The 23,101-nt window shown below is 56.9% G+C and carries 13 protein-coding genes and 1 tRNA gene; 6 read left to right on the forward strand and 8 right to left on the reverse strand.

Annotated elements, in window-relative coordinates:
• Positions 1-302: 302 nt before the first annotated feature.
• The 6 genes from BJL95_RS08000 to BJL95_RS08025 form a co-directional block, all read right to left on the reverse strand.
• Positions 303-1,304 carry a cytochrome-c peroxidase gene (locus tag BJL95_RS08000; protein WP_071156903.1) on the reverse strand — a complete coding sequence of 334 codons (1,002 nt, stop codon included), beginning with the start codon at positions 1,302-1,304 and terminating at the stop codon, positions 303-305.
• Between the two features lie 200 nt (positions 1,305-1,504).
• Positions 1,505-4,969: a response regulator gene (locus tag BJL95_RS08005; RefSeq protein ID WP_139306171.1), complete on the reverse strand. Its 3,465-nt coding sequence runs from the start codon at positions 4,967-4,969 to the stop codon at positions 1,505-1,507.
• Between the two features lie 5 nt (positions 4,970-4,974).
• Complete coding sequence (locus tag BJL95_RS08010; protein WP_071156907.1) at positions 4,975-5,508, reverse strand: YfiR family protein; 534 nt, start codon at positions 5,506-5,508, stop codon at positions 4,975-4,977.
• Entirely contained in the window at positions 5,508-8,444 is a 2,937-nt protein-coding gene (locus BJL95_RS08015) for a carboxypeptidase regulatory-like domain-containing protein (protein ID WP_175463664.1), read from the reverse strand. Before BJL95_RS08015 ends, BJL95_RS08010 begins: the two co-directional genes overlap by 1 nt.
• A gap of 46 nt (positions 8,445-8,490) precedes the next feature.
• Positions 8,491-10,521 carry an EAL domain-containing protein gene (locus tag BJL95_RS08020; RefSeq protein WP_064027643.1) on the reverse strand — a complete coding sequence of 677 codons (2,031 nt, stop codon included), beginning with the start codon at positions 10,519-10,521 and terminating at the stop codon, positions 8,491-8,493.
• 30 nt (positions 10,522-10,551) lie between these two features.
• On the reverse strand, positions 10,552-10,974 hold the full coding sequence (locus tag BJL95_RS08025) for a response regulator (RefSeq protein WP_064027645.1): 423 nt from the start codon (positions 10,972-10,974) through the stop codon (positions 10,552-10,554).
• Positions 10,975-11,257: 283 nt separating this feature from the next.
• Here BJL95_RS08025 and BJL95_RS08030 point away from each other — a divergent pair.
• The 5 genes from BJL95_RS08030 (at position 11,258) to BJL95_RS08050 (ending at position 18,397) form a co-directional block, all read left to right on the forward strand.
• Positions 11,258-11,345: transfer RNA gene (locus BJL95_RS08030), tRNA-Ser, on the forward strand.
• Between the two features lie 431 nt (positions 11,346-11,776).
• Positions 11,777-12,403 carry a class I SAM-dependent methyltransferase gene (locus BJL95_RS08035; protein ID WP_071156911.1) on the forward strand — a complete coding sequence of 209 codons (627 nt, stop codon included), beginning with the start codon at positions 11,777-11,779 and terminating at the stop codon, positions 12,401-12,403.
• A 158-nt stretch (positions 12,404-12,561) separates the two neighbouring features.
• The gene (locus BJL95_RS08040) at positions 12,562-13,080 is read left to right on the forward strand and encodes a hypothetical protein (RefSeq protein WP_139306172.1); all 519 of its coding nucleotides are present in this window, start codon (positions 12,562-12,564) and stop codon (positions 13,078-13,080) included.
• 452 nt (positions 13,081-13,532) lie between these two features.
• The gene (locus BJL95_RS08045) at positions 13,533-16,259 is read left to right on the forward strand and encodes an ATP-binding protein (RefSeq protein WP_071156913.1); all 2,727 of its coding nucleotides are present in this window, start codon (positions 13,533-13,535) and stop codon (positions 16,257-16,259) included.
• Positions 16,256-18,397 carry a bifunctional diguanylate cyclase/phosphodiesterase gene (locus BJL95_RS08050; RefSeq protein ID WP_071156915.1) on the forward strand — a complete coding sequence of 714 codons (2,142 nt, stop codon included), beginning with the start codon at positions 16,256-16,258 and terminating at the stop codon, positions 18,395-18,397. Before BJL95_RS08045 ends, BJL95_RS08050 begins: the two co-directional genes overlap by 4 nt.
• A gap of 2 nt (positions 18,398-18,399) precedes the next feature.
• Here BJL95_RS08050 and BJL95_RS08055 read toward each other — a convergent pair whose 3' ends face one another.
• Both BJL95_RS08055 and BJL95_RS08060 read right to left on the reverse strand, forming a co-directional pair.
• Positions 18,400-19,233, reverse strand: a complete 834-nt coding sequence (locus BJL95_RS08055; RefSeq protein WP_071156917.1) for a PHP domain-containing protein — start codon at positions 19,231-19,233, stop codon at positions 18,400-18,402.
• On the reverse strand, positions 19,230-21,026 hold the full coding sequence (locus tag BJL95_RS08060; RefSeq protein ID WP_071156919.1) for an ABC transporter ATP-binding protein: 1,797 nt from the start codon (positions 21,024-21,026) through the stop codon (positions 19,230-19,232). Before BJL95_RS08060 ends, BJL95_RS08055 begins: the two co-directional genes overlap by 4 nt.
• 45 nt (positions 21,027-21,071) lie before the next feature.
• Between BJL95_RS08060 and BJL95_RS08065 the strand changes: the two genes are divergently transcribed.
• Entirely contained in the window at positions 21,072-23,024 is a 1,953-nt protein-coding gene (locus BJL95_RS08065; RefSeq protein ID WP_175463665.1) for a transglycosylase SLT domain-containing protein, read from the forward strand.
• Positions 23,025-23,101 lie beyond the last annotated feature (77 nt).

Consider the following 23,101-nt stretch of genomic DNA (forward strand, 5'->3'; position numbering starts at 1 on the left):
AGCTAGCGCGCCTATTTTAGTCGTCCGGCGGGATTTTAGGGTAGAGATGCGGCCTTTGGTCGACAAGAACCCGCAACCGATACGCTCGCTCGGGGAAGAGCCTACTCGTTCGCTGTGCGTGCTCCATAAAACGCCACCATCGCTATAAAAATCGCACAATAGACCCAATCAGCCCCGGCATTCGAGCTGATAGTATTCGTCGGAGACTTTAAGTTGGCGTGGTGCTTTTGCTGAGGCAAGGACCATCGTCCGTGACAATAAAAAAGGGGCCTTCCGGCCCCTTGTTTGGCTTACAGCCCGGATTAGTTGAAAGAACTGCCTGGCGTGCCGGGGAGATGCGGCATGCTTTGTGTCGGAAATTCGCCGCTCAGTGCGTTCAAAAATGCGACGATGTCGGCTACTTCGGCGTCGGACAATTCCTTATTCAATTGCAGTTTTGCCATCAACCATACGGCTCTGTCCAAGGTTTTCACGGAGCCGTTGTGAAAATACGGTGCGGTCAGAGCAACATTCCGTAACGTAGGCACTTTCCAGAAATGCTTGTCGGCATCGCTTTTGGTGACTTCGGCGCGGCCCAAATCTTTTTGGAAATGGTATTGCGCTTCGAAATATCCGTTGGAATTCACTGGGAATTTTTGGAACATGCCGGCACCGTTAAAGGCTGGACCGCTGTGGCAACTGGTGCAACCGATTTCGACGGCTTTTTTCATGCCGCGTACTTGTTGTTCGGTCATGGCGTTGGTATTGCCTTCGACATATTTGTCGTAAGCGCTGTTAGGCGTAATTAGCGTACGTTCGTAAGCCGCGATAGCCTTGGTCGCATTATCCTTACTGATCGAGTCCTTGCCGAAGGCTTTTTCGAACGCGTCTTGATAGCCTTCGATGGTTTTCAAGCGGGCCACTACGTCGTCCCAGCTTTTCATGCCCATTTCGATCGGATTGGTCACGGGACCGGCGGCTTGTTCTTCCAGGCTGGCCGCACGACCATCCCAAAATTGCACTGCGTTGAAAGCCGCATTCCAGACCGTCGGCGCGCTACGTCCGCCGGTTTGACCGTTGACGCCCATCGAGTTGGGTCGATTATCTTCGCCGCCCAGCATGGTGTTGTGGCAAGAGGCGCAAGCCACGGTGCCGGTCGACGACAATCGCGGATCGTGGTAAAGCATTTTTCCCAACGAGACTTTTTCGGCTGTGGTGGGATTGTTTTCCGGTGCCGGAGCGCTGGCCGGCAAGGATTCCGCGCCTGATGCGGACAAGGAACCGGTCATCGCCAACGCGGCGACCAGCAAACGAATTTTTAACATAACCATCCTCCTAAAAGTAATTATTGTTAGCTCAAGGCTGCCGAATTGTAAGATATTGCCGCGCGGCAGGTAAATCTAAATGCACGGTCGCCACTGCTACGGCTTGGCCCATGCTTGAAGTTGAAAAAAGACAGATGAGTTCGTGTTTTAGAGTACTGAATGTTCTCCATTCCCCGCCTATCCGTGGTAGCTCGACATCTTCATGGGTTTTCCGGCTGCAAGCCATCGCGCAACCGCGCTAATTGTAGCTGGGCTTCGTCGATTGCAAAGCGATCGATTGATTTGGCGATCGCGTCAAGTTCCGCCTGCCATCCCCCCCCTGCCGCCAGCGCCCGCAGCTCCGCGAGCGCCGATTCTACCGCGCCAAGATCGGTGTCCAAGATCCTCGCCAAACGCTCGGCGGCCTTGGCGACTTCCTGGGTATTGACGACGGGTTTCGGCTCCACCACGTTTTCCGGCTGTTTCGCCGCCAAATCGGTCAATTCGAGGATAATCCGCGCCAAGCATTGCTCCAAATCGGCGAGTTGCGCTTCGGCCGGCGGGTGGCTTTGCTTTAACACCGCGTCAACAGAGGAGGCCGCTTCGAACAAGGCTTGCGCGCCCAGGTTGCCGCTGACGCCTTTCAGCGCGTGGCAATGCGCTTCCGCTTCTTCGAAACGCCCCGCTTCGATCGAAGCACGCAGTTCTGTCACCGAGTCGGCGTAATGCGCTAAAAATCGCAGCAATTGCCGCCGATAAGCCTCCGAATTGCCGCCGATGCGCCGAATGCCCTGCGCGACATCGATATGACGTAAACACTGCAGATCCGCCGGGTATGCGACGCTAGCCGTTGCCGAGGCTGGGGGAGTCTGGCTCCCGGTGCCGGCGATCCAGGTGGTCAACGAAGCCAGCAAACGCTCGGGATCGATCGGTTTGGTGATATGGTCGTTCATGCCGGCTTGCAGACTTTTTTCGACGTCTTGCGCCATGGCGTGCGCCGTCATCGCGATAATCGGCATCGCACCGAAGCGGTCGGCGCCGTCGGCTTGGGTTAGCGACCGGATTTGCCGTACCGCTTCCAAGCCGTCCAGCACCGGCATCTGAATATCCATTAACACCGCGTCGTAAGCTGTCTGACAGACTTTCCGCACCGCCTCCTCGCCATTCACTGCCTCGTCTACCTCCAGGCCGTGTCCGCGCAATAATTCGCCGGCAAACTCACGGTTGATTTCGTTATCCTCAACCAGCAAGATGCGGCGACCGTGTAATGGTCCGGTTTCCACGCCACCTGTCAGGCGCGGCTTGAATTTGTCGGCCATGCCCTGGATACGGCCACGTCCCAAGGCCGACAGGATGGCATCCAGCAAAGACGACGGCGAGACAGGTTTGATCAAGAAACCGTCGATGCCGACCTTGTCCGCCAGGCGCATGACGTCCTCGTTGCCGTAAGCGGTGACCATGATCGCCTTAAGCCCGGCCAAGCGAGGGTCGGCGCGCATTTGTTCCACCACTTCATCGCCGTTCATGCCAGGCATGTGCCAGTCCACCAACACCAGTTCGTAGGATTGAGTTGCGGTCGCTTGGCGCAATTCGGTCAAGGCTTCGGCACCGCTGGCGGCAACCCCTATGCGTACGCCGAACGGCCTGAGCATATCGGCAATGATTTCCCGCGACGCTTCGTTGTCGTCCACCACCAACACCCGGACGTCGGCCAACAGCCGGCCAACCTTGTCCTCCAGCGATTGCGGCCGCAGCGCGCCGTCACCGACAATACCCAAACGCGCGGTAAAGCAAAACGTCGTCCCCAGACCCGGCTCCGACCAATCGATCCAGATTCGGCCTCGCATCATTTCCACCAGTTTCTTGGAAATGGCCAGTCCCAAGCCGGTACCGCCAAAGCGCCGACTAGTGCCTTGGTCGGCCTGAGTAAATTCGGTGAACAATTTATCGCGGTCGGTTCGCGACATGCCGATGCCGGTATCCCGCACCGTGACCAGCAGTTCCATTTCGGTCGGCGCGACGACGCGGCCGTGAAACGCCAGTTCCAATTCGCCACGCTCGGTAAATTTCAACGCGTTGCTACACAAATTGGTCAACACCTGCCCAAGACGCAACGGATCGCCGATTAACAGCGGCGGAATTTCCGGGTCGTGCCGAATCAAAAACTCGATATTTTTTAAGCCGGCTTGATACCCGATGACATCGGCCAATTGATCGACGACCGCATCGAATCGGAATTCGGCTTGCTCCAACGTCAGTTTACCGGCCTCGATCTTGGAAAAATCCAGAATGTCGTTAAGGATGCCTAACAAGGCCCTAGCCGAGCTATATGCTTTGGCCAAATAGTTGCGCTGCGACGCGCTGAGTTCGGTTTGCAGCGCAAGATGCAGCATGCCCAGCACGCCGTTCATCGGCGTGCGGATCTCGTGCGACATATTGGCGAGAAACTGACTTTTGGTTTGAGTGGCCGATTCGGCAGCATCGCGAGCTTCCTTCAGCGCGGTTTCGTATTGTTTGCGTAACGTGACGTCTTCGTAGGTACTGACGAAACCACCGTCGGAAATCGGCCCGCCGCTGATTTCCAACACCTTGCCGTCGGCCCGCGTCCACACGTAGCGGTGTGGTTGAAAGCGACTGATTCTTTCCAGGGCCTCGCGCAACTCGGCCTTGGTTTCGGCGTAACGCAAGGCATCGTCATGTAAATCAAAACGTTCGAAATCGCTGTGATCGCGGCCGGTTTGCAACAATTCTTCCGGATAGCCGCGCACGAGCGCCAATTGCTTGTTCCACACCAGCAATTTCAAATTGGCGTCGAAGGCAATCAAGCCTTGCGACATGCTGTCCAGCACCGTCGTCAATATCGCGCCGTTGTGCGCCAGTTTGACGTTGGTTTCGGCCAACTCGGCGGTCCGCGCCGCCACTCGGCGTTCCAGGTCCTCATTGACCGCCGCCAGTTGATGGCGGCTTTCCGCCAACTGGCGATCGCGGTTTTCGATCGTCGCGATCATGGTGTTAAACGCTGAAATCAATGCGCCGAGTTCGTCGTTGCTGTGGCGCTCGGCGCGCAGCGTGTAATCCTGACTGCGGTTGATGGTCTCGACGGTTTTTTTTAGCTTAACCAACGGCGCCGAGATCACCCTTTGCAAGCGCGAAGCCATCAAAAATGCGATGGCACCCGCCAATACCACGATTAGCGATGCCGCGATCAACGAACCCCGCCAGAGATTATTCAGTTCCGCCAAACTGGCCACGATCAACACCCGTCCGACATGCTGACCGTCCAATTCGATATCCTCGGCCATTCGGCAAAATTGCTCACCGAAAACCGCCAGTCCGACCTGTTGCCGCGCCGGCCACGAGGCCGGACAAGATTCGCCCCGCCGATATTCGGCGAATAAGCCGCCCTCGGCGTTGTAAATACAGGCGGACACCACCGCGGGCTTGACGCCCAACGCGCTAAGATTGGCTTCGGCGACGCCCGGATCCCCGAAGGACAAGGCGACGGTGCTGCGGCCGGACACAATCCGCGCCAGCGATTGCAAGTCCTTGGCCATATCTTCTTTCAGACGCATGCGCTCGTGCACGACGAAACCGGTTCCGGCCAGTAACAGCGCGACCAGGCTGGTTACCAAGATAATCAGCACCAATTTAGTTTTGATATTGACGTCGAGTGAGCGGACCGGCATGGTTTTCAAGGTTTGGAGGGAACGACGATACGGGCAATTTCCATCAACAAGGCATTAACCTTGAGTTGAGCGCCGCTGACCGTTTGGGGGTTGATTTCGACTTTAATCTGATCTTGTTCGCGGTAAAAGCCTATCCCGCCGCCGCGCGCCGCGAATCCAAGTTGGTCGCTGACGGTCAGCACCGCCCTGCTCTTCGTTTGCTGTAACAGTCCCGGCAACATCGCCGAATCCCCATCGATGTACAGCAATTGGCATATCTGCAACTCCTCGGTTCCGGACCAGATTTGCAAGGCTCTACCCTTACTATCGCGGCTGGCCAATTCGCCGAGTTGTTCGACCACCGCGTCGGCGCCGACCACGCAAACATGCAAGGGTTCGTCGCCGGGCGTCGGCCATTCGACCAGCCGGGTGAAATTAAACAAATATCCGGCCTTGATTTTCGCGTCGGCACTATCCGCCGCCACCGGCCAAGCCAACCAACACATCGCCCACAAGGCGATAAGGCGACAACGGATCGCCGAAATGCGGGCAGCGCGCATTAGAACTCCAGCCGCGCCGTCAATTTCAGCGTCAGCGGCGGACCGGCCAAAATCGACGTCGGCGCGCCGAAGTCGGACGAGGCGAAGTTGCTATTGAAAGCGCCGTAATTTTTGAAGTCGAACAAGTTCAAGACGTCCAAACGTAACTTAAATCGCGTATCTCGCGGAGTGTCGAAATTTTTGATTAACGCAATATCGAATTGCCGATAGCCCCACCATTCGCCGGGAAAAATAAAGTCGTAACCACGCGGCGTGTAGGTATCGAAACGGCAGGCACCACTGGTGCAATTGATGCCGTAGCGGGTTTCGGGCGTGGCCAGCGTCAATTTGGCGGCGAAGACCACATCCCACGGTAAATCGACGCTTGCGGTGGTTACGATTTTGTGGGCGCGTACTCCAGAGGTATCGAGCCAACCGACGCTGTGAGTATCCGGCTTTTCAAATAAATAGCTGCTGTTATCCACGAAGGATTGCGGCTTGTTTTCCTGAGAGTCGGTATAGGTATAAGCAAAACTAGCCCCCCAACCGCTTTCCTTGACGTAAGGCTTCTCGGCTTTTAAATACACCGAATTGGTTTTGGTTTGCACGCCGTTGTCGAACAGGATCAACTGACCGTAGCCCGGAACCGCTTGAAAAGTACCGCCAAGGTCGCTGCCGGCCCGGTAAAAGCTGCCGTCGGCATTACGTCCGCCCAGCACGCCCACCAAACCATCGTAGCTATGCACGTGCGACACCGCCAGTTCGGTATACCAATCGCCGATACGGTTGCGGATACCAAGGCTGAATTGATCGGCGAACGGCGTTTTCAGGTTGTTGCGCATTAAGTTGATTTCCCGGCTGGCCGGGGTGGCGCCGGTCAATGCGCTGAGTTGCTCGCCGTTGTAATTCAAATAGGCCGGATCCCAGGCGATGCAGTCGGCCGCCGCGCCGCAATCGTAGTTCGGATCGCCTTGAAACGCCACGCTGAACGACGGGTAACTGCCTTTAGTGCGCTCCAACTGCAACACGTCGTAAATGTTGCGGTCGTAGGCTCTCCCATAACCGCCGAACACGACGTGGCGCTGATCGCCGTCGAAGTCGTAGGCAAAACCCAGGCGCGGCGCGATGTTGTCGGCGTCGGCTCGGCGGTTATGGCCGTTGCTGAGATAATCCTCGAGATTGTAGCCGCCGCGGCCGCCGGCGATATTGCTCCAGTCGCGCAACGCGCTCGCCACGCCTGTCGGCGTGACGAAATTCAAGTAGCCGGGGTTGTATTCGTAATCCCAGCGCGCGCCCAAACTTAAACTTAGATGTCGATTCAATTCCCAGTCGTCTTGCAGATAGAGTCCGACTTGACTGACGTCGGTCGATGTCGCGCCGTTGCCGTCGCCCAATCCGGCCATCGGCGCGGCCCAAGTGACCCGGTAGGGCGTCCCGTCCGGGTTGTTCAGGTTGTAGCTGAATTGAGGATTGTAGGGATCGCGTTCCAGTGCGTTCAATTCGATGTACTTCAGCTTTGCGCCGACTTTGACGACGTGCGAACCGTGCCAATTCAAGCCGCTGAAGGTCAAATCGTCTTGCAAGCCAGGACCGCGTTGGCCTTTGTCTTGAAAGTTACCGGCGCCGCCGCCGTTCAGGACCGTGACGCTGCTTAAATTACCGCCGCTTAGGCTACCATCCAAACGCTGTAGCAACTGTCCGGCATTCAAATGCGCCGGCTGTTGCCGCCAATGGCTATCCTCGTAGGTGAAGCGCGCTTCGTTAACCCAGTGTTCGGCGGTGTATTGATACTTGAAGTCCAGGCGTTTTTCGGCGTTGCCCTTGTCCAGCGCGTTCGGTTCGGCATTGCCGCCGCCGATACCCAGTATTTGCGTTTCGTCGCGCAATTTAAACGAGGCCTCTAGCGAGTTGCGCTCGTCCAGGGCCCAATCCAGCTTGGCGAAGAACAGATCGGCTTCGAACGGCCGATTCGCCTCGCCGAGCAGGGATTGGTAGCGGGCCGGCAGCGCCCCACCGTCCGCGGTGCGCACGCCGGCGAAATCGTCGTTTTGTTTGCGCTCGTAAGCGACGAAAAAATGCGCCACGTCGCGGGCGATCGGTCCGCTCAAGGTCACGCCGTATTGGGCCTGCATATTGTCGTAGCGTCCGTTCAGCGTTTCGCTGGGCGTGGCGGCGCGCAAATCTTGATTGGTGTGGTCGTAAAAGGTCTCGCCGTGAAACTGATTGCCGCCGGATTTGGTCTGCACCGAAATCACCGCGCCGCTGGCTTGATCGAACTCGGCTTTGTAGTTTTGACTGATCACTTTGTATTCGGCGACCGCCGATTCCGGAAACACGTTCCCTCGACTGGAATCCTGGCCGGCCACGCCGCCGCGCACCACGTAATTTTTTTGGCTGACGCCGTCGATATAGAGATTGACGCTGTCCGGACGCTGACCGCCGCTTTGCAAGCGGGTACTGCCGTCCTGATCGGTTACCACGTTGACGCCGGGCGCCAGATCGGCGTAGTTCAGGAAGTTGCGGTTGATCTGCGGCAAGCGTTGCATTTGTTCCGGCGTCAGGTAGGTCGCCAGCTCCGGGTTGCGGATTTCCGATGCGGTTGAAGCGGATTCGGTGCCGGCTTCGGCGCCGACCGCCAAGTCCAGCGTCATGGCCTGTCCGACTTGCAAGGTCAGCGCCTGCTCGATACTGCGGCCATCCGGCGCCAATACTTTCAACGAATAGCGGCCGGGCCGCAATGCCATCAACACATAGCTGCCGCCCTCGCGCGACACGGTGCGGGTCGAAAAGCCGCGATCCAAATGGGTGACGATGATTTGGGCGCCCGCTTGATCGGCTAAGCCGGGCATTTCGACCCGCCCGCGTAGCGTCGCCATGCTGGGGTCGGCCCGAGCCGGCAGCCACCAAGCCACGCTCAACAGGCCGATACCGGCCAGTTGGCCAGCCTGCGCTGGCATCGACCGAAGCCATTTGAACGGAGCTGAGCTTTGGTCCGGCATGCCTTCACGCGTCCGATTCGGTATAGCTGGCGGCCGCCACCGGCGAGGGCTGGCCAATGTAATAGCCCTGGGAATAATCGATACCCAGTTCCTTGACCTTGGCCTGGATACGCGGACTGCCGACGAATTCAGCGATCGTCTTCATCCCCAGGCGCCGCGCCGCATCGACGATGACGTGAGCGATCGCTTGCGAATCGCGGCTATCGATGATGTTCATGATGATGGAACCGTCGATTTTTAAATAATCGATCTTCAGCCGTAACAAATGCGCGAAATTGGAATAGCCGCTGCCGAAATCGTCGATCGCGAAACGGCAACCTCGGGCCTTCAGCTTTTCAATAAACTCGGCGATCTCGCCGTAATTTTCGATACCTTCGGTCTCGGTGATTTCCAAGACGATGCGCGGCCCAACCTCCGGCGGCGACAGGCGATCGTACAGAAACGCGGCGGTATCGGCGTCGATGATGTCTTCGACGGTTAAATTCAGCGCCATCAAACCGCTACAATGGGGCAAGGCCTCGATCACTTTGTTGACCATGGTTTTGGTCAGCGCCGTATATTGGCGGGAGCGTTTGGCCACGCCGAGAAAGGTAGGTGGAATCACCGTGCCGTCCTCGTCTATCATCCGCATCAAGGCTTCGTATTCGACAATCCGGCCGGTGGCATTGTCGACGATGGGCTGGTAGTAGGGCACGATCCGGCCGCTGGCTAACGCCGAGCGAATCTTTTGGCTCCAGCGGATGTTGTCGCGGTAATGCGATTTGACCTCCATTTCCTCATCGTAGATCAGGTAATCGCGTTGTTCGGCCCTGGCCCTGGCCAACGCCAGCGCGGCATGGGTATAACAGTTGTCGGTACCCTGGCAAATCCCGGCAGTGACTTGAATGAAAATACGGTCCTCGTCGCAATCGACCGGTTCTTCCTCCAAGTGCCGCATGATGCGGGCTATCAAGGACGCGAACTGCTCCAGCGTGCAATCGTCGCCAACCGCCAGCATCGCGAACAAATCGCCGCCAATGCGGTAGGCTTCGACCCAGCCGCCGCCCATCCGGTCCAAACGTCGGCCGATTTCCAATAAAACCTTGTCGCCGTTGGCCAAGCCGTAAAAGTCATTGATGGCCTTGAATTGGTCGATATTGATCATGCCGAGCAAAGGACGGCTGGCGGCTTCCAAGTCCTGCATCAATTTGACGCGGTTGGGCAGTCCGGTCAATTTGTCGGTGGCTTGTTCGCGGATCAGTTCTTCCTGGTGTATCAAGCAAGTGACGTCCACGCTGCAAGACATGTATTCGCTGGGACGGCCGTCGGCACCGACTACCGGTACGATGGTATTGTTGATGTAAACCGTGTCGCCATTCTTGCGGCGATTGCAATAAATCCCGCGCCAAACATCACCGCCGGCGATGGTCTGCCACATTTCCCGAAACAAACTGCATGGCGTATCCGGATCGGCAATGAGTTTATGGGTTTTTCCGATGACTTCGTCGCGGCTGTAACCGTAGGTATCGACAAAGGCATCGTTGACGAAGGTGATCACGCCGGCCGCGTCGGTACGCGAGACGATGTTGGCGGCATCGGTTGCCCGAGTATACTCGTTGAGCCGGTGCAGGCGACCTTCCAGCGCGCGCCGCAGGCGACTCAGTTCCAGGTGCGTTTTGACTCTGGCGCGAACTTCGTCGATATCGAAGGGTTTGGTGATGTAGTCCCCAGCCCCCAACGAAAAGCCGCGGATTTTTTCGATCGCGGCGTCAACCACCGACACGAACAAAATCGGAATCGCTTCGGTGGCTGGATTTTCCTTGATACGCTGGCAGACTTCATAACCGTCCATGCCCGGCATCATCACGTCCAGCAACAATAAATCCGGCGGGGTGGGGCCGAATACCAAGTCCAGAGCTTTTTGGCCATCGGTGGCAACCAGTATGCCGTAGTCGCCCTTCAAGGCTTCCAGCAGACCATGAATGTTCTCCGGTAAATCGTCGACAACCAAAATGGTTGGTCGGGACTTGCTGACAAAATTGGCATTTTTACTCATGAATTCGTAAGACTCGGGCAGTGAAGCCAATTATAGTCGGCCATAGCGTTTACGATAGGCGGCTAGGGCCAAGTGGGTTCGGACTCTGGCCAGCAAGGTTTCCGGCACGACCGGCTTGGTCAAATAATCCGCCGCACCCATCTGAAATCCCTTGGCTTCGTCGCCCGACTCCGATGCGGCGGTTACGAAGATCACCGGGATGTCGGCAGTGGCGTCCGAGGCCTGCAAGCATTCCAACACCTGGTAGCCATCCATTTCCGGCATCACCACGTCCAGCAGAATCAAATCCGGCACGGGTTGGCGCTGGGCGATCTCCAAGGCTTTCTCGCCGGAGGTTGCCGCCAGAATCGCATATTCGCCGCGGAGTATGTTCAATAGGGTGTGCAAGTTCTCGTGAACATCGTCGACGATCAAAATCCTGGATTTGTCGCCGGCGCTATATGTGTCGGGCATGGACGCCGCCTCCCAACGGCTGAAATAATGTCTTTAGTGAATTCAATGGCCTACTGATTGCCGAATCGGCACAAGCCGGTTCCGCGGTTTGATTCGAGACAAACATCAACGCTTGCCTCGCAGCCCTGTCGAACCCGCGCTCACCTCGATCCGCGTTGCATTTGCTGGGTGTATCGAGTATCCTACCGACGATAAATCAGTCACCGTTTTTTAAAAAAAGCCTTCCGGCTATCGCCGAGGGGTTGAACAACCTTAGCATGTTTCTTCCGACTGATTCACACCTGGAGAGATGGCCGAGCGGTCGAAGGCGCACGCCTGGAAAGTGTGTATACGGCAACGTATCAAGGGTTCGAATCCCTTTCTCTCCGCCACCGAATATTTTAAGGCCTTGATAAACTCCAGTTTATCAAGGCCTTTTTTGTTGTTTGAATTTCCAGTTCGAGCCTGTCTTAGTTTTACCATCGAATACGCTCGCCGATTCCTAACCTCTTTACAAGATGTCGGCTCCCCAACTCGAAGCTTTCGATTAGTTTGCGTGCCAGCCCAGGTTCGAGGCCCGTCCGCACACCGCCGGATGGCTTATGTGCCATGGTCTTCGCTTAGAGCATAATCAGTTTTAGCCACGTCGTACCCAAGCGGCGGATGAGCTAACGACCGCAGCCGGATTTCGAGGAACAGAAGAGTTTGGGGGAATCCTTACGCTGGCAAGGTCGGGCTGAACAACGTTGCTGGATAGACCTTACATTTGGCGAGCCGGCGACTTCACGCGATACTGACAACCTTCGATTGCAGAGCAAACTTCATGGAAACCGACAGCGAACAACTGACCGAAATCGAAGCCGCCACTTTGAATCATTACGACCTCAATGCCGAATCTTTTTGGGAAGGCACCAAGGATCATGACGTCAGCCAGAATTATGCGGCATTTTTACGGGCGTTACCGCGAGATCGAGCGCTGGATATTTTGGATCTTGGATGTGGGCCAGGCCGGGATCTGTTCTATTTTAAAACCTTAGGCCACAGACCGGTCGGACTGGACGGTAGCGCGAGATTTTGCGAGATGGCGCGCGCTCACAGCGGCTGTCAGGTATTGCGGCAAAATTTTCTAAGTCTGGATTTGCCGACTCAGGGTTTCGATGGCATTTTCGCCAACGCCTCGCTGTTTCATATACCTAGCCGCGAGTTGCCGCGCGTGCTAGATCAGTTACATGCCGCACTAAGATCCGCTGGGGTCTTGTTTATATCCAATCCTCGCGGCAACGGTGAAGGTTGGTCCGGACAACGTTACGGCCATTTTATGGAAATTGACGCGAGCCGAACGTTTTTGGCCGCGGCCCGATTCGAGATCCTCGATCACTACTACCGACCGCCGGGCAAGCCGCGCCACGAGCAACCTTGGTTGGCGCTGACCGCGCGCCGACTGGACTGAACCCGCCGGCGACCGGCCCGACGAGATCCAGGGTGTTGGTTTTTATTTTTTGCATCGAAAACCGATTCAGGTGGGTGTTTCGGCTTGCCTAAGGTCCCCTACCAAACGCAAAAACTCGGCTAGTCTTAGGCATTTGGCGAAAACTAAGGAATATCGAGTTGGAAAACCGCAGACCCAACGTGATCGATTTTGAAGCCTCAGGGTTTGGTGTCGACAGCTATCCCATTGAAGTCGGGGTCGTCTTGGCCGACGGTCAAAAATATTGCGCTTTAATCAAACCGGCTCAAAGCTGGCGGTTTTGGGACGGCGAAGCCGAACGAGTTCACGGCCTTAGCCGTGAGCTGCTGTTGGCGCACGGCAAGCCGATCCAGGTGGTGGTTGGCGAGTTAAACGCCTTTCTCGGTAACCGCGTAGTGTATAGCGACGGTTGGGTCGTCGACAAACCCTGGCTTTCCAGACTGTATTACGACGCCCATGCTCAACCCAGTTTTTATTTAAGTCCGTTGGAAAACATTTTGAAGGAAAGCCAGATGGCGATCTGGAGCGAGATCAAGCACGAAGTGATAGAGACGCTGGCGTTACAACGCCATCGCGCCAGTAGCGATGCGCTGATCGTCCAGGAAACGTTTGCTCGCACCAGGGAAATAAGCGCACTACCTGCTGGATCGCCCGCATGACGACAAAGCGTTCGGACGGAGTCCTACCCTATGTTCCTGGTTATTACGCCTCGCGATAGCACGAACGGACAAGCTCGCCAGCCTGGATCTCGACACCCGCGACAGCGCCAACCCAAATCCCCTCCGAAACGGCGAGCATTACCGAGAATCCGACAAAATACCATCGCGCGAACGGCTCGATTCGTTTGTGCTTGTGCAAGCGGGGCCGTTGCTGGAACGCCTAGCCCTCATGCTACGCGGATCGCGCTATCGGGCACCATCCGCCGTTTTGCTGGCGGATTCACAAAATAAAGCTATATTGGTAATCTTTAGACTAACGTACGCCGTGCTAAGACCCGTGAAAGAGTCGCGAGCAAGGCCTAGGACAGCCTAACCAAAACGATAGAGTATGTGACGAACGCCTATTCGGCGACGGTTGACCGGCTTAATTCCACGAGGAGGCTTGGCGTACCATGGCGCGACGCAAACTGCCCGATTTGCCGATGAAGCAAAAGCTTTTGTATTTGCAGGAGCTGACCGTGGCGCTGGCCTTGCTGTTTACGTTGCCGATCACCAGTCTGACGCAAATTCATCAGGAGCGGAGCCGTTTGGAAACCGAAACCCGTTCATTGAGCACGATGGTGGGCTTTAGTGCTAGCGCCGCGCTGTTGTTCGACGACGTCAAGACCGCGAACGGCGTGCTGGCGACCTTGCGCGGTAAACCGGAGATTTTGTCCGCGCAACTCTATAGCAGGGAAGGCTTGTTGTTCGCGCAATATCCCTCAAGCGATACAACGCCGGATGTCCCGCGCGACTTGAGCGACGCGCGCTTGGAAATCGCGAGCAACGGCTGGCGACTGACCGAACAGGTCTTGATATACCCGGTTAGCGGCGAGGGTCCCGAAATCATCGGACATCTGCGAATGGCCGTCGATTTACGGCCGATGTGGCGGACGGTGTTAATCAATATGGCGCAACTGTTCGGCGCGTTGCTGACCGCGGTGGTGCTCGCGGTATTATTCGGCCGTAATTTGGCCAAATCGATCGCCGCGCCGCTAACCGCCTTGTCGTCGTTGGCGCGCAAGGTTTCGCAAGATAACGACTACATGGTGCGGGCCGGCGGCGGCGGAGACGACGAGGTCGGCCAATTGGTCGCCAGCTTCAATTCGATGATAGAACGCCTGCAACAACGGGACGCCGAGTTGGCCAAGCAACGCGAAAATCTAGAAAGGCAAGTCGATCTGCGTACCGTCGACTTGCGCCGAGCCGTCGCGGAGGCGCAGGCCGCCAACCTCGCCAAGTCACAGTTTCTAGCGACGATGAGCCACGAAATCCGCACGCCGATGAACGGTGTATTGGGCATGACCGAATTATTGTTGGGAACCCGGCTGGACGACACTCAACGCCAATATGCGGAAACCGTATTCAGCTCCGCGGAATCGCTATTGACCATTATTAACGATATTCTCGATTTTTCGAAAATCGAAGCCGGCAAATTGCAACTGGAAACCATCGATTTCAGCCTCTACGAACTCATCGAGCAACTGTCGGCGTTGTTCTGGGAACGGGCGCGCGCCAAGCATATCGAGCTGGATTGCAGAATCGACGCCAGCGTCGCCGACGCGGTCCGAGGCGATCCGCACCGTTTGCGGCAAATTCTGACTAACTTGTTATCGAATGCCATCAAATTCACCGAACGCGGCTCGGTGGGTTTGTACGTCTCGGCGGCGGAAGCCGATCCGGCCGCACCGGAACGGCGGCTACCCTTGGTGTTTCGGGTGGTCGATAGCGGCATCGGTATCGCCGAAGAAATCTTGCCTAAACTGTTCAAGCCCTTCAACCAAGCCGACGGATCGACCACCCGCAAATACGGCGGTACCGGCCTGGGATTGGCCATCTGCAAGGAATTGTCCAGTCTGATGGACGGGCGGATCGAAGTGCGCAGCCAGTTGGGCGTCGGCTCGCAGTTCGCGGTCTATTTGCCGCTCGCCCCGGCCGGCGCTCTCCTGCCGCCGGTCAACGTCGACCCGATTTTGCGGGGACGACGCGCGCTGGTGGTTGCCAACGGCCAGCTGGACATCGAATGCTTGTGCTTGGAACTCTCCGAACTCGGCGTGCATTTCAAGCTCGCCGCAAACGAAGCATCGGCCCTGCTACGGCTGGAAGAGGGTGCGAAATCCGGCATCTATTACGATTTCATTTTGTTCGACGTGGCGACCTTGGACGTCGGCGTGTTAAACGAACGTCTTCAAACCTTGCCGCGCCTAGCCTCGATTCGCGCCGTCGAAATCAGTGGCGCCAGCGGCCCCGACCCTAAACGACCGCTGCCGGACTGGCCGGTTTTATACCAGCCGATTCAGCGCCAAGCGCTCAGGGAAGTATTATTGCTGGGAGTAGACGGTAAACCCAGCATCGCCGACTTGGTGGCAGTCCGTTGCGATCGGCGGCGAATATTGTTGGCGGAGGATAACCCGGTCAATCAAAAAGTCGCCAAGGCCATGCTCGATCAATTGGGGTATCGGGTCAGAATTGCCGATAACGGCAAGTCCGCGCTGCACATTTACGAATCCGAACCGATAGACTTAATCTTGATGGACTGCATGATGCCGGAGATGGACGGCTATTCCGCCGCTCGGCTAATTCGAGACAGCGAACGCCAACAAGGCGGCACGCGAATTCCGATCATCGCGCTGACCGCCAACGCCATGGAGGGCGATCAGCAAAAATGTCTGGACGCCGGCATGGACGACTACGTCAGCAAGCCGTTTTTACAGCAAGCGCTGGCGAGTAAAATCGGCCGCTTTCTACCGCATTCCGGCAACAACGAATCACCGGCCCGTCCGCCCATCGACAAGGACCTGGACAAATTGGACAACAACGCCCTGGACACTTTAAGGCAGATCGGCGGCGACCAGTTGGTCACGGAAGTCGTCGACCTGTTCCGTCAGAATGCGCTCGAACAAATCGACTTAATCGCCACCGGACTACGCGAGCAAAACCCCCAAGCCGTGCGTTTCGCCGCGCACGCGTTGAAGTCGGCGGCCGCGAATATCGGCGCGCGAGGCTTGTCCGAACAAGCGAAAGCCATCGAGCATGCGGCCCGCGACAATACGCTGGATTTCGACGACCGGCTTGCCCTGACCTTGCAAAACAGCTATAAACGAGTGCTTGCAAAGCTTGCTAATCCGGATCCCGAATGACCTCCCCGCCATCCTCTCGTAGTCTGATATTAGTCATCGACGACGACGACATGATACGTCTGATGTTGACGAACATCCTGGACCGGGAGGGCTTCGCGGTGATCGGCGCCAGCGACGGCGAAACCGGTTTGGAGCGTTTGGCGGCGGACCAACCCGATCTGGTGTTGTTAGACGTGATGATGCCCGGCATTAGCGGCTTCGACTGCCTGCAAAGCATTCGCGCCCAGCCTGAAAAACGCTTGCTGCCGATCGTCATGCTGACCGGCGTCGACGATCTGGAGTCGGTCAATCGCGCGTTTCAGCTTGGCGCCACCGATTTCGTCGCTAAACCCATCAGCTGGGCCACCCTCCCGCACCGTTTGCGTTATCTGCTTCGGTCCTCCGCTGCTTTGGCCCAACTGGCCAAAAGCGAGGCGGAACTGCGTAAGGCGCAGAAAATCGCCCAGCTGGGTAGTTGGGAATGGTGGGTCGATACCGACAAAATGATCTGGTCGCGCGAAGTGTTCAATTTACTTGGCGTCTCTCCCGAGCACTTTCAGGCTAGTTGTCAAGACTTGTACGCGGCGGTGCATCCCAGCGAAGTGGGGATCTTGCGGCAGGCCATCGACCTGTGCTTGAAAAATCGCCGCCAATTTCGGCTCGACCTCCCGGTTGTCCACCGCGACGGCGGGGAGCGTATCGTTCACATCCAGGGCGAATTGATCGTCGACGGCGAATCGGCGACCCGGATACAAGGCACGCTGCAAGACATTACCGAGCGCCGCCATATCGAGGAAAGAGTCAGATTTTTATCGTACTACGACCCGTTGACCGGACTGCCGAACCGGGCACTATTTCGGGAAATTCTGGCCGAGGCGATGGCACAATGCAATCATCAAAATAGCCGGATTACGACCTTGTTCGTTTGCATAGATCGCTTCAGCCGCATCAATGAAACATTGGGTCCAAGAGCCGGCGATCACGTCTTGAAAATGTTTGCCGACCGCTTGGTCGCCGAAGTTCGCGACAGCCACGGCAAGGGAGGCGGCGCCTTTGGCGGCGAATCCACCGTGTCGCGCTTAGGCGGAAATGAGTTCACGATATTGCTTAAACACGCCGACGACGATCAAACCGGCGTGCGCGTGGCCCGCCAAATTCTCAGAACCCTGGAACCCGCCTTCCAAATCGACGCGATCGAGTTATTCCTGGGCATCAACATCGGCATCGCGGTTTATCCGGGCGACGGTAGCGACGAAGACGCTTACATTAAAAACGGCGAGTTCGCGATGCACCATGCCCGCGAACAAGGCCAAAACACCTATCAATATTTCAGCAAATCGTTGAATGCGGTCGCGTTCCAGAAACTGGCCATGGAAAACAGCTTGCGGCGGGCGCTGGACCGAGACGAATTGCTGCTGTTTTATCAAGCCAAGGTCGATATGCATCGTCAGCGCGTGGTTGGCGGCGAAGCCTTGATCCGTTGGCGCCATCCGGATCTGGCACTGGTCGCGCCGTCGCAGTTCATTCCCATCGCCGAAGAATCCGGGCTGATCGTGCCTATCAGCAATTGGGTGCTGGAAACGGTGTGCCTGCAAATCCGCGAATGGCAAGATCGCGGCATCAGTCCGGCCATGGTGATATCCGCTAACGTCTCGGCCAACCAATTGCATCAACCGGGCTTTGTCGGCCATGTCCGCAATGCCTTGACCCAGGCCGGCATCGCACCGGAATGCTTGAAACTGGAATTGACCGAAAGCATGTTGCTCGACCATGTCGATGAAGCGCTGGTCACGTTACGCGAATTGCGCGCGTTGGGGGTGAAGACCAGCATCGATGACTTCGGCACCGGCTATTCGTCGTTGTCGTATTTGAAAAAATTGCCGATATCGGAATTGAAAATCGACCGCTGCTTCGTCCGCGACTTGCCGGATAACGAAGACGACGTAGCTATTACAACCGCGATATTGGCGCTAGCCCGGGCCTTAAGCCTGGATGTGATTGCCGAGGGCGTCGAGAATCAAGCGCAGGCCGAATTTCTGATGGCCGGCGGTTGCCATATGGCCCAGGGTTTTTTGTATCACAAGCCGGCCCCGGCCGACGAGTTCTTCGATTTCGTCGCCCATTTCAACCAAGCGACACTGTCCAACAGCGGGCGATAACCCTAGAACAATTCCCAAATCGGCTGGGCGCCGACCGGCAGCGGCGCCAAGCGGCCCAGTTCCAAGTATTGGTTTTCGGGGGCATGAAAATCGGAACCGACCGACGCACGTAACTGATGCTTGGTGGCCAATTCTTGACTGAAGCGAATATCGTCGCCGCTGGCCCGCCCGGTGACCACTTCGACGCCCTGCCCTCCCGCCACTTTGAATGCCGCCAACGCTTTATTGATCCATTTATTGCTCAATTTGTAGCGCAACGGGTGCGCCAGTACCGCCAAACCGCCGGCGGCGTTTATCCAACCGATAACTTCGGCTAATCCGGCCCATTGCGTGGCGACATAGGCCGATTTGCCCTTGCTCAAGTAATAGTCGAAAGCGTCCTGTTGAGTCCTGGCGCGGCCCACCCCGACCAAAAAATCGGCGAAATGCAAGCGGGTAATTTCGCCGCCGCGCGCCGCGCGGGCGACGGCCTGAAAAGCACCGTCTATGCCTTTTCTAGCCAATTTGTCGGCGATTTTCCTGGCCCGCTCGACACGCAAATCCTGCTGTCTGGCAACGCCGTCGACCAGCACTGGGTGGCTTGGATCGATATTCAATCCGACCACGTGCAAACAATGGCTTTCGAAACTCGCCGACAATTCGATACCTGGAATCAAGCGCAGGCCCAATTCCGCCGCGACAACCCGCGCCTCGGCCAAACCGGCTGTCGTATCGTGATCGGTCAACGCCAAGGCGGTAACGCCGCGGGCATGCGCCCGGCGTACTAACTGGCCCGGCGTCAATACGCCATCCGAAGCATTGGAGTGACTATGCAAATCGTAGATGGCGGCGCTCATTGGTAGTCGCCGTAAAGCTTGGCGTACAACCCGTTTTGCTGAATCAAGACATCGTGCTTGCCCTGCTCGCAGATCTTTCCTTGCTCGAAGACGTAAACATGATCCGCCTGTTTTACCGCGCTAAGCCGGTGAGCGATAATCAGCGTCGTGCGGCCCTCCAAAAACTCCGCTAAAGCTTGATGCAACTTGAATTCGGTCTCGGTATCCAGCGCCGAGGTGGCCTCGTCCAAGATGACCACCGCCGGATTACTGACGATCATCCGGGCAATGGCCAGACGCTGGCGTTGCCCGCCGGACAAACGCATGCCTTGTCGACCGACCACGGTGTGCAGGCCAAGCGGCTGCTCGCGCACCGCGTCCGCTAGTTGCGCCATCGATAAGGCCCGCCACAGGTCGCTATCGGCGACGTCGCGGCCCAAGGTCAGATTGGCCCTTATCGTATCGTTGAGCAAGGCCGGATGCTGTAATACCGTGGCGACATGCTCGCGCACCACATCCAAACCAATCCGATTCAGCGGAACGCCGTCAAAGTAAATCATTCCTCGGCCGGGCGGATACAAGCCGATCAAAGTCTGCGCCAACGTGGATTTGCCGCCGCCGCTGGCACCGACCAATGCGATTTTCTCCCCGGCCGGTATGTCGAGGTTGATGCCGTTCAAAACCGGCTCGTCGCGGTAGCTGAAGTGTAAATCGCGCACGCCGACCGATACCGTTTTCCGACCGGCAAACGGATTCTCGGCGTGCGGATAATCGGGCTCCCGCTGCAAGTGGGTCAATTGGTTAACCCGTGCCAAAGCCGCCTTCGCGGCGTAAAACGATTGCTGTATGCTCAAAATCTCCTGCACCGGCGCCATCATGAACCACAGGTAGCCAAACACGGCCAGCATTTCGCCAATACTGAGGTTGGAATACAGCACCATCAGCATCGCGGTGGCGCGAAAAATATCGAAGCCGAACAAAAATGTCAGAAAGCTAAGGCGAATCGCCGCATCGCTTTTCCAGGCGAATACCGTCGAGTGGTTCTTAACCGCCTCGGCACTGGCGACCAACTGCCGGCAATAATGCGCCTCTCGGTTGCTGGCGCGTATCTGGTGTATCGCATCCAAGGTTTCGCTCAAGGCTTGCTGAAACACCGCATAGGCTTTGTTTTCGTTCGCTTTCAGATCCTTCACCTTCGAGCCGATAGCCTTGGCTAGGTAGATCACCAGCGGGTTCAAAAAGATGATGAACAAGCCCAACTGCCAGTGCATCCACAGTAAAATCAACGCGGTGCCGAATACCGTCAATACCGCCACCAACAACTTACTAATGGTCGTGCCGATAAAAGTATCCAGCGTATCCAGGTCGGTCACCATATGGGCGCTGACCGTGCCGCTGCCCAGGCTCTCGTATTCCGACATCGACACTCGCTGCAAATGGCCGACCAAGCCCTCACGTATCCGAAAAATCACATCCTTGGCGATATTGGAAAATTGCCGGGTTTGAATAATGTTCAATACCAACGCGAACAGTCGCATCAACAAGCTGACCAGCAAGATCACGCCGATGTAGAAAATCGGCACCCGCCACTCTGTTGGAATCAATGGGTCCAGAGTATTGAGTACCGTACCGGGATGATGTAATAGCACTTCATCCACTAGCAGCGGCATCAACAGCGGCACCGGTACGCTGGCGACCGTCGCCAGCAAGGCGATGATATGACCGGTCACCAATTGCTTTTTGTGTTGCAGTGCGATGCGATAGATATAATGCCAGGAATACTCCTGAGGTGTTACGGCTTGGGGTGCGTTCAAGGGAATATGACTAAATCCGGTGGCTTAATAGCAAATTATAATAGCGTGGCGATCTTTACTGAACACTTGTTATTTCCGCGCGGCTTTTCGCGATTTCTAAGGACATTGGGTACCGTCCTCTGGCTGACGGCGGCCGGTTGTTGCATCGCCGCTCAGCCCGCTTCGTCCCAGCGCACGGCTTTCCTGCAAGCCGAACGCGCTGTCGCCGAGAATCGGCTTGGCGATTATCAACGGCTGAGCGCCGAATTGAGCGATTATCCGTTACTGCCTTATTTGCGCTACCTTTGGGCTAAATCGCATCTGGACGACGATCAGGCCGTACGTCGATTTCTCGACACTTATGCCAATACCCGCTACGCGGCGCCATTACGCACCAAATGGCTGATACAACTTGGCAAGCGGCAACGCTGGTCGGAGTTATTAAGCCAATACCGCGGCGGTGAAGACCCCGAACTGCAATGCTACGCCGGCGTGGCCTATTTACAGTCCGGCCGGACCGACGAAGCGTTTGGAATAGCCAGACCGCTTTGGCTGAGCGGCGGCGAGCCGGCGGAACCCTGCATAAGCTTGTTTTCGACGTACCAGGCCTCGCCTTATTTCAACCGAGACCTGCTGTGGCTGCGCTTCAAGGCGGCTCTGAAACGAGGCAATACCGGGCTGGCTCAGCGCTTGCTACCGGCATTCGCGGAAGACGAACTCAGGCTGGCGAATCTATGGCTAGACTTGCAACGCCACCCCGAGCGCCTCGCCAATATAGCGGCCTGGCGCGAATATCCGGCCGAAACCAGGGCCGAGTGTTTGGTTTTCGCCACGGTGCTTTGGCTCGAACAAGACCTTAACGCTGCGCTGGTCTTCTGGGATCGCGAAAAAACCGGCTTACCGATTCCGGCCGAATCCAGTCAGCGAGTGGAAAAACAAATCGGGCTCGCGTTAGCCACGCAACGCGACCGACGCGCCTATGCCCGATTGGCGGCGCTAGACGATAGCGACGACTCGATCCGCGAATGGCGGGTGCGTGCCGCGTTGCAACACCAGTCCTGGCCGGAGGTCGATCTGGCATTGTCTCGATTGAACAACGAAGAACGAAACCAGGACAAATGGCAATATTGGTTGGCGCGCAGCCAGGAACTATCCGGACTGCGCGAACCGGCCTTGAGCCTTTACCGGCAAATTGCCGAACATCGCAGTTACTACGGTTTTCTGGCGGCCGGCAAGCTCGGACGGACGGTGAAGCTGGTCGACAAGCCGCTGGCCGTTCCGGAGTCGGAGCTGGAAGACTTGCAATCGCGCTCGGAATTTTTGGAAGTTTCCGAGTTTTTAGCCTTGGACCGCCCATTGGAAGCTAAGCGGCAATGGGGCTTCGCCATCGCCAAACTCGATAAACCGCGCTTGGCCGCCGCCGCCAAGTTGGCGCAGCGCTGGGGCTGGTCGGCGCAAGCGATCGCCACGGTTGCCAAGGCTAACGAATGGGACGACATTGGACTGCGCTTCCCCATCGCTTACGCCGACAGTGTGAGGCAAGCCGCCGGCGCCCGCCAATTGGCGCCGGCGCTGATCTTCGGGCTGATCCGCCAGGAAAGCGCCTTCGACCCGCAGGCCGACTCGCCGGCCGGGGCGAAGGGTTTGATGCAAATCATGCCGAACACCGGTCAGGAAATCGCGAAAAACCTGGGGGAGCCCTGGAGCAGCGGAAACGACCTGCTTAAACCGGAGACTAACATCCAATTCGGCGCCTGGCACTTCAAGCAGTTGCTGGACCGTTTTGATCGCCACCCGGCTCTGGCCGCCGCGGCGTACAACGCCGGCGCTAATCGAGTGAAGCGCTGGCTGCCGAGCGATAAACCGCTGCCGGCCGATATTTGGGTGGAGACCATCCCCTACAAGGAGACCCGCGGCTACGTGGCATCGGTGTTGATGTATAGTCTGATCTATCGGGAACGCCTGAACGCCGAGACACCACGTTCGGAGGATTTGATGCGTGACGTGAGGCCTGGATGAAATTTAGGGCTGATTTTTTAGGCTAATTATTGGATAATGTCGGGTGTTTTGAACCCAATTTATCAGGTAAGTATTGA

The organism is Methylomonas sp. LWB, from assembly GCF_001856095.1.
GTDB lineage: Bacteria > Pseudomonadota > Gammaproteobacteria > Methylococcales > Methylomonadaceae > Methylomonas > Methylomonas koyamae_A.

Excerpts from the sequence above, each read along its gene's own strand:
- BJL95_RS08045 (WP_071156913.1), top strand. The coding sequence starts at position 13,533 with ATGGCGCGACGCAAACTGCCCGATTTGCCGATGAAGCAAAAGCTTTTG.
- BJL95_RS08050 (WP_071156915.1), top strand. The coding sequence starts at position 16,256 with ATGACCTCCCCGCCATCCTCTCGTAGTCTGATATTAGTCATCGACGAC.
- BJL95_RS08020 (WP_064027643.1), bottom strand. The coding sequence starts at position 10,521 with ATGAGTAAAAATGCCAATTTTGTCAGCAAGTCCCGACCAACCATTTTG.
- BJL95_RS08015 (WP_175463664.1), bottom strand. The coding sequence starts at position 8,444 with ATGCCAGCGCAGGCTGGCCAACTGGCCGGTATCGGCCTGTTGAGCGTG.
- BJL95_RS08025 (WP_064027645.1), bottom strand. The coding sequence starts at position 10,974 with ATGCCCGACACATATAGCGCCGGCGACAAATCCAGGATTTTGATCGTC.
- BJL95_RS08055 (WP_071156917.1), bottom strand. The coding sequence starts at position 19,233 with ATGAGCGCCGCCATCTACGATTTGCATAGTCACTCCAATGCTTCGGAT.
- BJL95_RS08035 (WP_071156911.1), top strand. The coding sequence starts at position 11,777 with ATGGAAACCGACAGCGAACAACTGACCGAAATCGAAGCCGCCACTTTG.
- BJL95_RS08000 (WP_071156903.1), bottom strand. The coding sequence starts at position 1,304 with ATGTTAAAAATTCGTTTGCTGGTCGCCGCGTTGGCGATGACCGGTTCC.
- BJL95_RS08010 (WP_071156907.1), bottom strand. The coding sequence starts at position 5,508 with ATGCGCGCTGCCCGCATTTCGGCGATCCGTTGTCGCCTTATCGCCTTG.
- BJL95_RS08005 (WP_139306171.1), bottom strand. The coding sequence starts at position 4,969 with ATGCCGGTCCGCTCACTCGACGTCAATATCAAAACTAAATTGGTGCTG.